This window comes from Cupriavidus sp. GW822-FHT06G04, from assembly GCF_058799075.1.
In genome coordinates this window covers 1-14,448 of the sequence record NZ_JBXALD010000026.1, presented here as the reverse complement: position 1 = coordinate 14,448, position 14,448 = coordinate 1, and the positions used below count along the sequence as shown (strand labels likewise).

Genomic DNA, 14,448 nt, shown 5'->3' with positions numbered 1-14,448 from the left:
CAGCGTGATTCGCTAGATCTTCTGCTGTCAGGGACTTTCACCCTCTACTCCTTGCCGGTTAGCCGGCGCACACTGTACGGATATACAGTACACTGGCTAACAGGAACCCTGTCATGCCAGTTCTCGACCCTGAAACCATCCATCCAGCACTGTGGCGCGCCTCCCAGCTTGCCCGGAGCGCCGGCCGCACTGTCGCCGCGGCTGACAAGGCGCTCGCCGGAGAGTTGCCGGGCGGCGGCTGGCCCCTCGGCACGTTGGTCGAACTGCTGGTGCAGCAACCCGGTGTGGGGGAGCTTCGTTTGCTGCGCGACGCCCTGCTGGCGCTCGGGAAGCGCCCAATCGCGCTGCTCTCCCCGCCCCACCCGCCCCAGGCGCTGGCATGGGGAAATTGGGGTATCCCTGCTGAACGGCTGCTGTGGCTCCGCCCGCAACGCACGGCCGACCTGCTGTGGGCAGCCGAGCAGCTGCTGCGGGCCGGAACGTGCTCTGCGGTGCTGTGCTGGCAGCAACATGTCCGGGGCGAGTCATTGCGTCGTTTGCATCTAGCGGCGCAGGCGAGCGAGACACTGTTCTGTCTGATACGCCCGCTCGCTTGCGCACGCGACAGTTCACCAGCGCCTTTACGCGTGGCCATCGCACCGGCGCCCGGCGGCGTCGATCTGACCTTCGTCAAGCGACGAGGGCCGCAACAGGAGGTGCCGCTCCGGCTCGCCTTGGCGCCGTCACCGATTCTTTTGTCTCGTCATGCAGCACCTGTGGATTTGCCTTCGCCTACCGTCGCTACCCCTCGAAGTCTTCCGGCCGAATTGGTCAATTGAACTCCCGGCGGTTGTCCTGGAACAGGAAAAAGTGGTCCACGCCTCATCGAGCGCTCGAGCCGGCGGCGTGCGGTATCTGATGCGCCGCGGTGGCGTGCAGGCAATCGCGCCCGCTACCCTGCTCTTTGACCGCGCGCCAGCGAAGGAAACGGAGGCCCTGTATCGCGTCGCCATCGCGCTGCTGCAGTATTCCCCGAACGTGGTCCTTGCCGAGGAAGCGGCGGTGCTGGTCGATGTTTACGCAAGCCTTCGGCTTTTCGGCGGCATCCGTAAGCTCCGGGGACGCATGCGTCGAACGGTGGAGACCATGGGATTCTCCTGTTCGCTGGGCTGCGCCCCTACCGCTCAGGGCGCCTGGCTACTGGCGGCGGCCGGTGGCGGCGCGGCACTGTCCGATGCATCCTTGGCTCGGCAACTGACGTCGTTGCCGGCTGCCCTACTGCCCGCAGCACGCGCGCATCGTGACTGGTTCGATGGCTTGGGATGCCGAACACTCGGCCAGATTCGGCGCTTGCCACGCGCAGGCCTGCAGCGCCGTTGCGGCGACGCAATCAATGACGCGCTCGATCGCGCGCTGGGCGAGGCACCCGAAATCTTCGACTGGCTCCAGGCGCCGCCAGCCTTTTCGGCGCGCGTTGAGTTCCCAGACCGAATCGAACAGGCAGAGGCGACGCTCGCCTATGCCAACGGTCTGATCGCGCAGCTGCTCGGCTGGCTGACGGCGCGTCAGTTGGCGCTATCTGGCTTTGTCGTGTCGCTCGAGCACGAGCGCGGCCGAGAAGCGCAGCCGCCCACGAAAGTCGATATCGCACTTGCCGAGCCGGCGTGGCACGACGAGCACCTCACGCGATTGCTGCGCGAACGACTTGCGCGCTTGGAGATCACGGCGCCATTGATCGCGGTTCGGCTGTCGGTCACCGACGTGCAACCCATGGCGCCGCCGAGTGAGACGCTATTCCCCGAGCCCGGCGGCAAGCCGGAGGACCACGCGCGAGTGATGGAGTTGCTGGTCGCGCGGCTGGGCGCGGATCACGTCCTGAAGCCTGCGACGCGTGCCGACTACCGCCCGGAGCATGCGAACGCATGGGTGCCCATCACCGAAGCGGCGGAGCCGGCGCCGCCGCCGTCTGGTCTGCCTCGACCGGCCTGGCTCCTGGCCAAGCCGGGCGCCCTGCTCACTCGTAATAACCGGCCCTTCTATGGCTCCCAGCTACGGCTTGTCTCGCCGCCCGAGCGCATCGAGGCCGGCTGGTGGGATGGCCAGTTGCTGACCCGCGACTACTTTGTCGCGGAGGCCGAGGACCACAGCCACTATTGGATCTACCAGGAACGCCTGGGCAGCCGCGACGGCGACGCGGTGCGCTGGTATTTGCACGGCCTTTTCGGATAGGGATCGACCGTGCCAACCCCCACCACCGGCGAGCTGGGCACCCTGCCCGGCTACGCCGAGCTGCAATGCCGCTCGAATTTCAGTTTCCTCGAGGGCGCCTCTCGCGCCGAAGAGTTGGTCGAACGCGCCGCGGCACTGGGGTACCACGCGCTCGCGATCACGGACGAATGTTCGCTGGCCGGCATCGTTCGAGCGCACACCGAGGCAAAGACGCATGGCCTGAAACTGCTGGTCGGTGCCTCATTCCGGTTGGTGAACGCCGACGGTAGCCCTGCCCTATCCTTCGTTGCGCTAGCCCGCAACCGCGAGGGCTACGGCAACCTATGCGAACTCATTACGCTGGGGCGCACGCGCACCGCCAAGGGCACCTATTGGCTGACGCCACGCGACCTGGAGGCACCAGAAGGCGAGGCGGCGCACCTACGTGGCCTGCCCGACTGCTTGATCGTGTTCACCCCGGAGTACGGCACGGCGCCGGAGCGGTTGCACTCGCAGGCGGCGTGGGTTGCGCGGACCTTTGCCGGCCGCGCATGGATGGGTCTAAGTCTGCTGCATCGGCCACTAGACGATCTGCACCGTGCCGCCGTGTACGAGGCGGCCGCGGCGAATCACCTGCGGCTGGTGGCCACCGGAGACGTGGTGATGCACGTGCGCTCGCGCAAGCCGCTGCAGGATGTGCTTAGCGCGATCCGGATCGGCAAGCCAGTCGGCGATTGCGGCTACGCCCTGATGCCCAATGCGGAGCGCCATCTGCGCTCCCGACTGCGACTAGCGAACCTGTACCCCAGCCGGCTGCTGACCGAGTCAGTCCATATCGCAAATCTGTGCCAGTTCTCGCTGGACGAGCTGCGCTATGAGTATCCCGAAGAGGTGATTCCGGACGGCACCACGCCGACCGATTACCTGCGCCGAGAGACTTATATCGGTGCCCACCGTCGCTTCCCTTTGGGCATCCCGCACGCGGTGCAGGAACAGATCGAGCACGAGCTCGCGCTGATCCGGGACATGGCCTACGAGCCCTACTTCCTGACCGTCTACGATATCGTCCGCTTCGCCCGCTCCAACGGCATCCTGTGCCAGGGCCGTGGCTCGGCCGCCAACTCGGCGGTGTGCTACTGCCTGGGCGTGACGGAGGTCGATCCGGCGCGCGGCAACCTGCTGTTCGAGCGCTTTATTTCCAAGGAGCGCGGCGAGCCTCCCGATATCGACGTTGACTTTGAGCACCAGCGCCGCGAAGAGGTCATCCAGTACCTGTACCGCAAGTACGGGCGGGATCGCGCGGCGCTGGCGGCTGCAGTGTCCACCTACCGGCCGCGAGGGGCGCTGCGCGAAGCTGGCAAGGCGTTGGGTGTCGATCCGGCGATCGTCGACCTGGTGGCGAAGTCCCACCAGTGGTTCGATAGCCAAGCCGACCTGCTCAAGCGCTTTGCCGAGAGTGGCGTCGACATGGAAAGCGAACTGACCCAGCGCTGGGCCGCGATGGCCGTGCAGATGCTAGGCTTTCCGCGACATCTGTCGCAGCATTCTGGCGGCTTCGTGCTAGCGCGCGGCAAGCTGTCACGGCTTGTGCCGATAGAGAACGCGGCCATGCACGAACGCAGCGTCATCCAGTGGGACAAGGACGATCTCGACGCCGTGGGCTTGCTCAAGGTCGATGTGCTGGCGCTGGGCATGCTGTCGGCCATTCGGCGCGCGCTGGATCTTGTTGCTGCCCAGCGGGGTGAGGTTTTCGAACTGCAGGACATCCCCGCCGAGGATCCCGCAACGTATGAGATGCTGTGCCGCGCCGATTCGATGGGCGTGTTTCAGGTGGAATCCCGGGCGCAGATGTCCATGCTGCCGAGGCTGCGACCGCGCACCTTCTACGACCTGGTGATCGAGGTGGCCATCGTCCGCCCCGGGCCCGTGCAGGGCGGGATGGTGCATCCTTACCTGCGCCGGCGCCAAGGAAAGGAGCCGGTCACCTATCCCAGTCCGGCCATGGAGAAGGCGCTATCCCGGACGTTGGGCGTACCGATCTTCCAGGAACAGGTAATGCAGGTGGCCATGCTGGCTGCGGGCTTTTCCGCCGGCGAGGCGGACCAGCTGCGTAGGGCGATGGCAGCGTGGAAGCGCAAGGGCGGACTCGGCGGATACCATGAACGGATCGTGTCCGGCATGCTGGAGCGCGGCTATGACCGCGAGTTCGCCGAAAGCATCTTCCAGCAGATCCAGGGCTTCGGTGAATACGGTTTCCCCGAGAGCCATTCGGCGAGCTTTGCGCTACTGGTGTACGCGAGCGCCTGGCTGAAATGCCATGAACCCGCGGCCTTCCTCTGCGCGCTGCTAAACAGTCAACCGATGGGGTTCTACACACCCTCGCAGCTAGTCCAGGACGCACGACGTCACGGCGTCGAGGCGTTGCCGGCCGATGTCACGGTCAGCGCCTGGGACTCCGCGCTCGAGAGTGGCCCACCGGCGGCGGTGCGGCTGGGCTTGTCGTTGGTGAGAGGCATGCGCCAGGATGCCGCGCAACGGATCGCGGAGGCGCGCGCGGTGCAGCCATTCGTCTCCGTTGGTGACTTGGCGCGTCGTGCCCGGCTCGATCGGCACGACCTGCAGGTGTTGGCCGCGGCCAATGCACTGGAAGGACTGGCTGGCGATCGGCGCCAGGCGCTGTGGCAAGCGACTATCGCGGTGCCCGACAAGGATCTGCTGCGCCCGACGACGATTGCTGAAGATGCCCCTTCCCTCTCCGCCCCAACGGAAGCCGAGGCCATCATTGCAGACTATCGGACGATGGGGCTCACTCTGCGACGTCATCCCCTATCCCTGCTTCGCGGCAGGTTAGCCGCGCAGCGCTTTGAATCGGCGGCAACGCTTTCGGCCTATGGCGACAGGCAGTTCGCCCGCGGCGCCGGCCTGGTGACAGTGCGCCAGCGGCCGGGTACCGCAAATGGGGTCATGTTCATGACGCTCGAGGATGAAACCGGCACGGTCAACGTGATCATATGGCCGAGCATTCTCGAGAAATTCCGCAGGGAGTTCCTTGGGGCATCCCTCATTGGAATCTACGGCCAGTGGCAAGCCGATGGCGACGTGAAACATCTTGTCGCACAGAGGGCCATTGACCTGTCCACGATGTTGGGAGCGCTGGACACGCGCAGCAGAAACTTCTGCTGAAGCTCGCGACGATGTAATCTCGGCCGGAGAGGTTGGTCTAAGGTTCTATGCAAGGCCTGCTTCCGTCGCGACCTTGTGGCGGTAGTCAACACTATCGACAACATGCACGGTCACTGCATCACTCTCTATCGATAGGTGGAATGTTGGACGCCACTCGGGGCGATGAATATGCTCAGGCGCACCTCGATCAAAGAGCGCATAGTTGACTCCCCCCTTGCGCTGCACTGACTGGAATGCAATGCCGTCAAACGACCAATTTTTCTCGTAGCGGATGAACTCCGCTAGCGCCTGAGTCACCACATAGTCCGTGTCGTTGGCTCGGACCGGACGTGAGATTTCTTCGTGTAGATACCGAAGGAGCAGCCGATACTCGCTGCGCTTCTGATAGTTGGGGTCGAAAAGACTCAGAGGCTCGTGCTTTAGCCAACGATTCAGCGCTGTAAAGTCGAAGAACTTCAAAGGTTCCGTAGACTGGAACTGACCAACGACCACGGTGTCCCCGATGGACGGCCGTACTTCAGCGATACACGTATCAAGTTCGCGCGAAACATAAAGCAGTGGGATGCCGGCCGGGCTCATGCGATTGTTCGCGGCTCGTTCCTTAGGTGCTGCACCCAGCGCGACGTCAGGGCTGTCCGCAAACGACTTAGCTTCGTGAGCGCTGTCGGCGATGCGAGATCGGTAGAACCTTGTCCCAACGCCATGAATTGTGACCAAAGCCGGCGTCCCGGGTCGCTTTGGGTCCGTCGCGTTGAGGGCTTCGTCAATCAACCCCTCGAAAAAACTACGCGCCCCATCATTGAAGAAACGTTGGCCATGGGTGAGTTCATCAGCTATGCGGTGCCAGGCCCCCACTACATACCATCGTTCATGCTCTTCCGAATCGAAGGGGCTCCCTGTGCGGCGGTATTCTTGCCCTGGGCAATAAAAGTCCTCTTCAGCGGCACTCGCATCCTCCAGACACTCCGAGACTGCTCTCCTGATAAAGTCCGAACGGCAACCGATGGCCTCGCCCACCACCTCATCAAGTGTCCTTTCGTACCCAGGATAGAGCCCATAGTCTGGCTCAAAGTGGTTTGGCAGGTGTTTTCCGATAAATTCAGCGATGCGTTTTGGCGTCATCGCGTTTATCGTCGCACTATTGCATCCACTACAGACCCGCCTCTCAAATAGTTCCGACGCGAGCATTTTGACGATACGGTCATCTACACAATCTGCACACACCCACGTCGGTTCCGCGCGTTCCCCCTCCAACATGAATTCATGAAATAGGCCCTTCGTTCCTGAGCTCACCTTCGCAATTCCTCATACGGCTAAGCCTGCAGCAGCCTCGCCTATCCGCTGTCAGCGCTCTTCGTTACGCCCTATCACCGATCAAGCGACGGACCAGATCCGCTGCATCGTACATGCCGAGCCGGTCAGCGATTACAGCGAGATCGCGCAACTGATCGTTCGTCGCGTCTTGCCGTTGCGGCTGCTGTTTCAGGCTCGCCAGAATCGCTTTCAAATGCTCAGACATCGACGTCTCCTTGACGGACACCTCATTGAGCCGTAGGGATGCGAAAACGCTCCCTGTTCTTTCCGAGCCAGGACGGCGCGCGACCACGTCCGGACCAAGTCTTTCCGGTTTTCGGATCCTGATACATCGCGACCGACTCGGATCTTGCCTTAGTGCGTGGACGGCCCCGACCGCGCCGGCGGGCCAGGTCGTCGACCGTTAGACCATATTGATCCATCAAATCGTGGATCTGCTGAACCGCCGCGCCGACTTCCGCCTGGCGCGCTTCTTCCAGACGCGCCTCCAACGCTTCCCTTTGCGCCAATAGCTCTTTGTATGTCGTCATTTAATACTCCGAGAGAAAACGAGTTTAGCCACTAGCGAGTCTACGAGAAATCCACCGTGTTGACGGCACATTGCCCGGCCACCAACATCACGGCGGAAGCTGCGGTCCGACTGCCCCGATATTCGTTCGGCAGACTGGAAAGAAGAATGGAGAGCATCGCTCCGCCCTCTGGTGCTTGACATGCCCGCCGGGCCGATACGGCCGACCTTTCGCCCCGCCATCATTCTCCATTTAAGACACAGTCAAACTGCGCGGCTGCGTAAAGCGAGTTGCAACCCCACACTTCCCGACCGGCGCGATAAAAGACGCACCACTTACCATCGCTGACGCACTGAGCCTCGGGAAAGATCTCGCTATGACCGTTCGCTGTTGCCGAAAGAAGCGTGCCCTCCCGGGTCCGGACAAGGTACTTGCCGGCCGGCAATGGCGCTGGCTGTTCCAGTGTTCGTCGCATTCGAGTCCACTCCTACACAAGCTCGTACTTCGCCATCAGTTGGGCCTTTCGCAATTCTTTACGCTGTCGATCCGCAACGGCGCTTTCATGGGGCGCAATGCTACGGTCTGCCGCAAGCGTTGCGTCATATCGCTCCGTCTCGGCGACAATCTGGATCAACTCCCGAAGCTCACGGCGGGCATCGCTGAAGACCATGGTGTGTACTCCACTGAAAGGTTGAAGTGAATTCGAGGAAAGCGTGTTTCGCTGCTTCATAGAATACACGCCGTACCGTTAATTCCAGCTATCATCGCGTTCGGAAGTCAGCCGATAATCTAAGCGATTCACTTTCTAAAGACGGAAAGGTTTCAAAATCGCGTACCCCCTTGGCCGGCACGGCAATGTGTGCTTTCAATCTGTGCTATGGCGCCAGTCCCATCGACGTTGAACGTGCAGCCAGGCGCATTGCCGCCGTAGTCGCAGACACTGAGATGGTCCCGGCGATCCGCGGGTCGCTGGCCCGCAAAGCGCGGACCTGACCAAACCGCTGAACGCCTGCCTCGTAGGGTTGCCGTCGCGTGATGTAGCGGCGAAGCTGGACGATACCCTCGCAGACGACTTTACCGCGGACGAACTGCTATCACTCGCACAGTTCCTGGACACGCCGGCTGGGGCCCGGATCGCACAGGCTCATGCAGAGCGGCTGGGATCGGGAAAACTCGACTTCACACTGAGTCCCGACAGCGCATTCTCAACGCACACCTTGCAACGCTATGAGCCGACCTCGCATTTCGTTGGATCGATCGCGCAATTCTGCAATCTCGGGCTGAAGCAGCTTCTCCAAGGGCGTCGCCCCATCACCGCCGCGTGAGCCAAGATGCCGGGCAACAAAATCGAAGGCCGCCTCCGTCTCGGCTAGACGTCGACCATACACAGGCTCGTGATGCGCAATGCGGTTCCGGGATTGATAGATCGCCTCCAAATGGCGGGCGACCTCCGGCCGGCTAATAGTCTTGTACGGAAAGACGCGTTTTAGCGCGGGCCTCCAGAGCGTCTGTTCGTAATCCGGCGAGAACAAGCGCTTCCAGAAATACATGGTGAGTTGCGCGACCACTTGCCCCATCGGAACTTGAATCGCGGCCTGCCGGGCTTTGACGAGGGCGTCATAAGGAAGAGCTGAAGGAGCCACACCACCGCGCTTCCTGAAGGCGATGGCGTCCAACGCGCGCTTCTGTTCCTGTGTGTGCTTCGCGTAGGCAGCTTGCCGGGCGCTCTTCTCAGCGCTGATGATCTTCTCGCGTTCCTCCCCGCCCCATGCAAACGGTGCGGGCGGGTTTCGCAGCCAATCCGCCGTACCGAAATGTTCGGTGAGCCGGTCACAGACGGCATTGCGCAGCGCGATCTCCACGACGGCGGTGACGGTCATCAGGGCGGCGGCCAGCCGCAGCATCTCCTGATGCAGCGCAATCGCGCCGCGGTTCGAACCTGCAAGGCGCTCGAACGTGCTGAGGCGCTCGCTGGACAGCAATGCTGCCACCGCAGCCAGTTCTTCGTCGTTGAGATGGTCCATTGACTTAGCGGCCCAAATTCCGTATATTAGGAAGCGAAAAGTCGGGATCAGTGTTGGCAGCCGCCTGCAAGGGTGGGCGGACCCCCGACTTCCTGCTTTGGGGGCGCTCTGCGGAGCGCCCTTTTCATTTGTGGCGCCCACGCGACCCCTAGCCCGCACGTGTGTCGCCAGGGAGGCGACTGAAGGGCCACATCCCTCAAGGGAGTTACCAGTTTCGTGAGATCACGCCACGAAAACCGCGCATGAATAGCTCAAGGCGCGGCCGCTGGCGCTTAGCGAAGCCAGAGTCTATCAGCTGGTCGCCCCAGTCCCCGGCTAGCTCATCGAGAATTGGCGCCGAGACTGACTCGCTCCATGACGAGCGCCCGACCGGGGTCCAGTTGTTCCCGCCCGTACTCAACCCCTGCTCGAGCGCCCCGTCCTCGTGCACATCCGTGTAGGCCAATGACGCGAGAATCTCGAAGCGGGCGAAGCACGGTTCGATGTCGGGTAGCACGCCCATAAAGGCCGGAGCCCACGCGCCCAGCGCCGTCAGGATGCGGTCGCTCGATGGTGTCTTGTGATTCTCCTTTCCGGGGAGATGCTTGAAATACTCCGCGCCTGCCCAAGCGAACCCGAACAGACGGTCGACCGTCCGGCGGCGGCCATGATGGTCGCGTTCCAACTCCGCCGTCAGAAACCGATGCAAGGTTTGCCACCGACCGGCCCTGGTGAGCCCAAGACCGTATGCTGCGAACATGAGCACCGCGGGATAGCTGCGGATCTCAAGATAGGGCAGATAGCCGGATTGAACTTCCCGGGCCTTCGCGTCCAAGGCGCGAAGGGCGTCCAGCACCAGCTCCAACTCCTCACCGTTTCCCCAACGCCCGAGCACGCCAGCAACGGTCGCCAGGCCCTCCATTACCGCCTCGTAGGTTTCAACGTACCGGCAAAACACATCCTTTTGATAGTCGCCTGCGGGTGGATTAGCACGGTGCTCATCCAGTGCGGCGGCTACTCTCGCGAGCTGGTCGCGCACCAGATCTTCCAATGGGATACGGAACTCCGACTTGGCCACGTAGCGCCGCGCACTTGCCACGGCCAACGCGACGCTGGCCGGATCCGGCGACTGGCTCTGCGCCAATGTTTCCACCGAGCGCTGCACGCCTTCCAGGAAGCCATCGGCATCGTCGATCGGAATCGTGACGCCCCGCCGATGATCCAGCAACTCCTGGCCGCGGGGCCGAAGCCGTCCGCCCTTTGCCGCCCAAAAGAGCGGGTACCGGCGGTTTGGGGGACCGCAGGATAGCCGCGCGCAGCGCGTGATCCCACTCGCCGGACCAGCCGCACACGATCAATCCGTAGTCGTCGAAGACGCGATCGAGCAGCTGGTCGTATTCGGGGGGGTAGCCCGCCAGTTCGGCGTCGGTATTGAGGATGCGTGCATCCTTGTAGTCGCCGTGCAGCTTGACGAGGTAGCAGCCGGCATGCGACATCGGCACCGAGCCGGCCAGCCCGTCCACTGAAGCGACAACGACCGGCTCGACTCCTTCGTCGCGAAGCGCGTTCTCCATCAGCCGGTCGAAGTTCGTGGTCAGGATGACCTTGATAAAGCCGTCGCGGACCAGGCGTGCGATGGCGCGATGCGCCCGTGTCGGCAGCTTCTTACCGGCGTCCCGCTCCTCCGGCGTGGGCTCGATGTAGCGATCCAGGATGGCCCGTCGCTCGGCCGCGGTGTCAGCCAGTTGCTCCAGCAATCGCGAGTAATTCGGCTCGCCGCCAAACTTGGTTGCATACCAGCGCGCCCAATCCGGCTGCTCCGGCTCCCCTTGCATCAGTGCGACACGGCGCACCAAGTCTAGCGTGATTTCCCAGCCGGTTGGGATCGCGGCGGCGCGAGAGATGCCCGAGCCCAGCAGCACGGCGTGAACGCCGGGGTTCTCGTATAAGGAGAAGGCGAGCTTAGTGGTGGGGTCGATCTTCATGGCTGTCGGCTCGTGAGGGGCGAATTGGCGCCGATTCTAAGGGAAAAGCAAGGCGCCACCTCGAATGCTGCGCTTTTCTTGTTCTTGATAACTACGCTTATCACGAATATCAGGGTATACCTTGGTTGTCAGCGCCCCGGTGGTTGTGCGCAGAACTCATAGCGCCTCACTACAGAGCCTCCGAAAGTGCTCGTTTATACTCACGCATGGCCTACGACCTTACCGACAAGCTTGTTATCGGGATTTCATCTCGCGCGCTGTTCAACCTAGAGTTGGAGAATCGCCTGTTTCAAGAAGGGGTCGCTTCAGAAAACGGAAAATATTGCACGCTAAGCCAGTCGGCACGGACGTCGGCTACCGAGCGGCAAAGGCCTGACCTATTTGGTGTGCCCGCTTGACTTCGTCGCTTTGCAAGTAAATCGAGGTGGTGGCCACCGACGCGTGGCGTAGGTTATCGCGCACGGTGGTCAGTTCCGCGCCGCGAGCGAGGGCGTGTGTAGCGTGGGTATGCCGCGTCCAGTGGGGACTGGCTCGGCGCAGCTTTTCGGCGAGTGTCGGGTGGTCGCCGGCGATGATGTCCGCGGCCTGGCCAAAGAAGCGCCGCATTACCATCCACAGCCGGGTGCCGGTGATGTTAGTGACGCTGTCCTGCTCCAGGCTGGCGATCAAGGGTGTCCTGGGGTCCCAACGGGCTGGTGTCACCGGCAGTCCGCGCTGTACAAGATGCTGATCGAGTGCGGTTCGCGCAAGTGGCGGTAGCGCCACCTTTCCCGGGCGCCCACCTTTGCCGACCAGGTGCAGCCAGCGGTCGTTGCGCTCGTCAGTGCGGATATCGCCCAGCGTCGCGCCAACCAGTTCGCTGGCCCGCAGGCCGGTCGCGTAGGCAAAATCGAGAATGAAGCGCAAGCGCTGCGCTGCGGGCACGTCCCACCCGTACGACCATTCCAGGCCATCGGCAATGGTGCGCACCAGCAGCCATTCGCCCTCAGTAAAGCCACGTGTGGTATCGAGTGGCGCGACCCGCGTGCGGCCGCGGACTTTGATGCCGGCAAACGGGTTGGCCAATACATAGCGCTGCTCGATCAGCCATCGGAACATGGCGCCCAGCACCGTGAGGGCGTAGGCCGTCGATCGTGCCGATAGCCCCCGTGCGAAGGGGCGCCAGTCGGGCGCGCTGCGTGCCCGCGGTGGCCCGATCCAGCGCTCACGCGGAGTTGGTCGCCGCAGGAACCCGCGGTAGGCGATGGCGTCCTCGGTCGTAAGCGACGACAGCGCCCGACCGCGCTCGATAATCGCCCACAGGATCAGGCGTTCCGCCTCCTTGCGATAGGCGCGCTGCGTGGTCTGGGTTTCGTGCAGGGCGAGCCAGGCCTGCACGGCTTCGTAGTCGTTCGATGCGTCGAGCGTGCAGGCCTGTCGCGGTGCCCGGAAGCTGCCTCGCGAGCCGTCCACCTCGTCGGGCAGTTTCAGCCGCTCCCACGGGACCACCTCGCCTGGCGGCGCGCCGACGATCAGGGCACGCGCACGCTCCGTCAACCGCGGATGGGCGTGGAAGAAGGCCTCGATGTGCCGCGCGCTCGCTTGCCCCAGCCCCGGGATCGCGCCCCACCAGCGGCGCCGGCGCGGCACGCGCACGGTCAGGTCCGCCAGTGTGGAAATGCCGTGGGCTCGCAATGCGCGCACGGCCCGCGGTGCCAGCCACAGTTCAATGTCGTCGGTGACCTGTGGCTGCGGCGCAGGCAGAGCACGCAGAACCCTGATGGCCTGGCCATCGGCGAGGCCATCGGGATTGCGGGGACGCTATGCGTCGATTCACCTACAAACTTGGGCGCCAGCGGCCGTCAGCATTTTCGTTAAGTTGCTGAGGTGCGTTGGCCGTAGCGAGCGCAGACAGTTGTGACACAGCCGCAACAGCCCTACCGCGGCGGGGAGGGCTGGCAATCGCAGTGATGATAGTGTGGAACTTGCGGCAGACTGAGACCGCTAACCAACACTCCAGGGAGACCTTTCTTGAAACGGATCACCATCATTCTCACGGCCGTTCTGGCCTGTGCGTCGGGCGGCGTGTGGGCGCATAGTGGTGGGACTGACAGCCAAGGCTGCCATATGGACCACAAGACCGGCATTCGTCACTGCCACTGAAGTCAAGCAGTATTGCGGCGTCCGCCGACATCGCGGACGCCAGCGGCTTAAGGTCTTGAGTAGTTTGCTCGGCCTCAAAAAAGCGAAGCGGGGCTTCCCTTCTTGCGCCGGTCTCCGTCCTTGCCTGACCGCGCCACCCTTGCGGTTACTTCCACCTTCGTAGCACACGTTGAAACACCAGACTGTTCGGCAGCTGCAGCACCACCTCTTGTCCTTCGACTGTTGTTTCCAGTAAGGTGGTATAGACGAGATTTACGTCGAGCACACGGCCCTTAATTCCCGGCTTTTCCCCGTTCTCAAGAAGCTCCACAACATCCCCAATGCGGAACGCACCGGTGACGTATATCAGGAGCGCGCAGAACAGGTTCGAGAGTACACTCCACGCGGCGAAAAACGCGACCGCCCCGACAGTGGCAAATCCCGTGAATGCGGTCCACAGGACGGTTCCAGACACGCCCATTCGCTCCAGAGCCCAGAGCGTGGCAGCTACGTACACGATGGTCGCGACCACACGCAAAGACAGCGCCGCAACTTTTCCTGGCAGAGAATATGTATTGGTCAGCTTTCTAAGCAACCGCCGCGCGATGCGCACTGCTAACCATGCGCCAGCCGCAATCAGCACGACCTCGATAGCGGGAACAAGAATGTCGAACCAATCTGCCAGCCACTGCGGCAAGCTTTCGTGTATAGCTTGAAGAAGTTTGTTCATCGAAATAGAGATACAGCCACAGCACCGTACTGTGGCACAGATACCAATAATCGGATTTTTACCGTTCCGGTCTTTGCTTGAAGGTCAAGCGCGACAACTTACATGCCGGCGTCGTGCCTACACTCACCGGTTTTTGATCGAGGTGCAGGCTCGATCGGCTCAACCAACAGATCACCGAAAAAGTAGGCGGCAAATTGATGGCGATTGCTGAGGTTCGCCTTGGCGAATACGCCCGCGGCAATTGTCCGCACCGTCACATCATGCCACGCTAGCGAGTGAGCGCACTCTTCAAGGGTCAACCCTTTTATGAGAAGCATCGCCACTTCCGTTTCCGATGGCGGGCGGTTTCAAGTGCGAAGTGCAACACCCCTCAGTTATTGAACAGGAAGCCGGTCCGTGGGATTGGCCAGAACCTG

Annotated in this window: 13 protein-coding genes and 2 pseudogenes; 5 read left to right on the top strand and 10 right to left on the bottom strand. The window is 62.4% G+C overall.

Going from position 1 to position 14,448, the window contains the following annotated elements; genetic code table 11:
- Positions 1–113: 113 nt before the first annotated feature.
- The 3 genes from imuA to AC1RKI_RS29890 are packed head-to-tail and all read left to right on the top strand — an operon-like array spanning position 114 to position 5,370.
- The gene (imuA, locus tag AC1RKI_RS29900) at positions 114–818 is read left to right on the top strand and encodes a translesion DNA synthesis-associated protein ImuA (RefSeq protein WP_061960020.1); all 705 of its coding nucleotides are present in this window, start codon (positions 114–116) and stop codon (positions 816–818) included.
- A complete protein-coding gene (locus AC1RKI_RS29895; protein WP_061960019.1) occupies positions 745–2,208 on the top strand; it encodes a Y-family DNA polymerase in 1,464 nt (487 codons plus the stop codon). The genes imuA and AC1RKI_RS29895 overlap by 74 nt, the downstream gene beginning before the upstream one ends.
- A gap of 9 nt (positions 2,209–2,217) precedes the next feature.
- Positions 2,218–5,370 (top strand): error-prone DNA polymerase, encoded by a 3,153-nt coding sequence (locus tag AC1RKI_RS29890; RefSeq protein ID WP_061960018.1) that lies wholly within the window; start codon positions 2,218–2,220, stop codon positions 5,368–5,370.
- A gap of 45 nt (positions 5,371–5,415) precedes the next feature.
- Here AC1RKI_RS29890 and AC1RKI_RS29885 read toward each other — a convergent pair whose 3' ends face one another.
- The 7 genes from AC1RKI_RS29885 to AC1RKI_RS29855 form a co-directional block, all read right to left on the bottom strand.
- Positions 5,416–6,492, bottom strand: a complete 1,077-nt coding sequence (locus AC1RKI_RS29885) for an RES family NAD+ phosphorylase (RefSeq protein WP_157779644.1) — start codon at positions 6,490–6,492, stop codon at positions 5,416–5,418.
- Positions 6,493–6,727: 235 nt separating this feature from the next.
- Positions 6,728–6,889 (bottom strand): hypothetical protein, encoded by a 162-nt coding sequence (locus AC1RKI_RS29880; RefSeq protein WP_157779643.1) that lies wholly within the window; start codon positions 6,887–6,889, stop codon positions 6,728–6,730.
- Between the two features lie 22 nt (positions 6,890–6,911).
- Positions 6,912–7,214 carry an H-NS histone family protein gene (locus AC1RKI_RS29875; RefSeq protein ID WP_061960015.1) on the bottom strand — a complete coding sequence of 101 codons (303 nt, stop codon included), beginning with the start codon at positions 7,212–7,214 and terminating at the stop codon, positions 6,912–6,914.
- A gap of 466 nt (positions 7,215–7,680) precedes the next feature.
- Positions 7,681–7,863, bottom strand: a complete 183-nt coding sequence (locus AC1RKI_RS29870) for a hypothetical protein (RefSeq protein WP_061960014.1) — start codon at positions 7,861–7,863, stop codon at positions 7,681–7,683.
- 535 nt (positions 7,864–8,398) lie between these two features.
- The gene (locus tag AC1RKI_RS29865; protein ID WP_061960013.1) at positions 8,399–9,217 is read right to left on the bottom strand and encodes a hypothetical protein; all 819 of its coding nucleotides are present in this window, start codon (positions 9,215–9,217) and stop codon (positions 8,399–8,401) included.
- A gap of 205 nt (positions 9,218–9,422) precedes the next feature.
- Positions 9,423–10,247 (bottom strand): hypothetical protein, encoded by an 825-nt coding sequence (locus AC1RKI_RS29860; RefSeq protein ID WP_200899110.1) that lies wholly within the window; start codon positions 10,245–10,247, stop codon positions 9,423–9,425.
- The gene (locus tag AC1RKI_RS29855) at positions 10,195–11,181 is read right to left on the bottom strand and encodes an SIR2 family protein (protein WP_061960011.1); all 987 of its coding nucleotides are present in this window, start codon (positions 11,179–11,181) and stop codon (positions 10,195–10,197) included. Before AC1RKI_RS29855 ends, AC1RKI_RS29860 begins: the two co-directional genes overlap by 53 nt.
- A 206-nt stretch (positions 11,182–11,387) precedes the next feature.
- On the opposite strand from AC1RKI_RS29855, the pseudogene AC1RKI_RS29850 reads away from it, so the two are divergent.
- Positions 11,388–11,507, top strand: a pseudogene (locus AC1RKI_RS29850) (5'-nucleotidase); the annotation flags it as partial.
- 28 nt (positions 11,508–11,535) lie between these two features.
- On the opposite strand, the pseudogene AC1RKI_RS29845 reads toward AC1RKI_RS29850, so the two are convergent.
- Positions 11,536–12,948 (bottom strand): annotated as a pseudogene (locus AC1RKI_RS29845) (site-specific integrase); the annotation flags it as partial.
- A gap of 297 nt (positions 12,949–13,245) precedes the next feature.
- On the opposite strand from AC1RKI_RS29845, the gene AC1RKI_RS29840 reads away from it, so the two are divergent.
- Complete coding sequence (locus AC1RKI_RS29840) at positions 13,246–13,323, top strand: YHYH domain-containing protein (RefSeq protein WP_223819874.1); 78 nt, start codon at positions 13,246–13,248, stop codon at positions 13,321–13,323.
- A gap of 145 nt (positions 13,324–13,468) precedes the next feature.
- On the opposite strand, the gene AC1RKI_RS29835 is transcribed toward AC1RKI_RS29840, so the two are convergent.
- Positions 13,469–14,032 (bottom strand): mechanosensitive ion channel family protein, encoded by a 564-nt coding sequence (locus AC1RKI_RS29835; protein WP_012435773.1) that lies wholly within the window; start codon positions 14,030–14,032, stop codon positions 13,469–13,471.
- A 98-nt stretch (positions 14,033–14,130) separates the two neighbouring features.
- Positions 14,131–14,355 (bottom strand): hypothetical protein, encoded by a 225-nt coding sequence (locus AC1RKI_RS29830; protein ID WP_157779642.1) that lies wholly within the window; start codon positions 14,353–14,355, stop codon positions 14,131–14,133.
- Positions 14,356–14,448 lie beyond the last annotated feature (93 nt).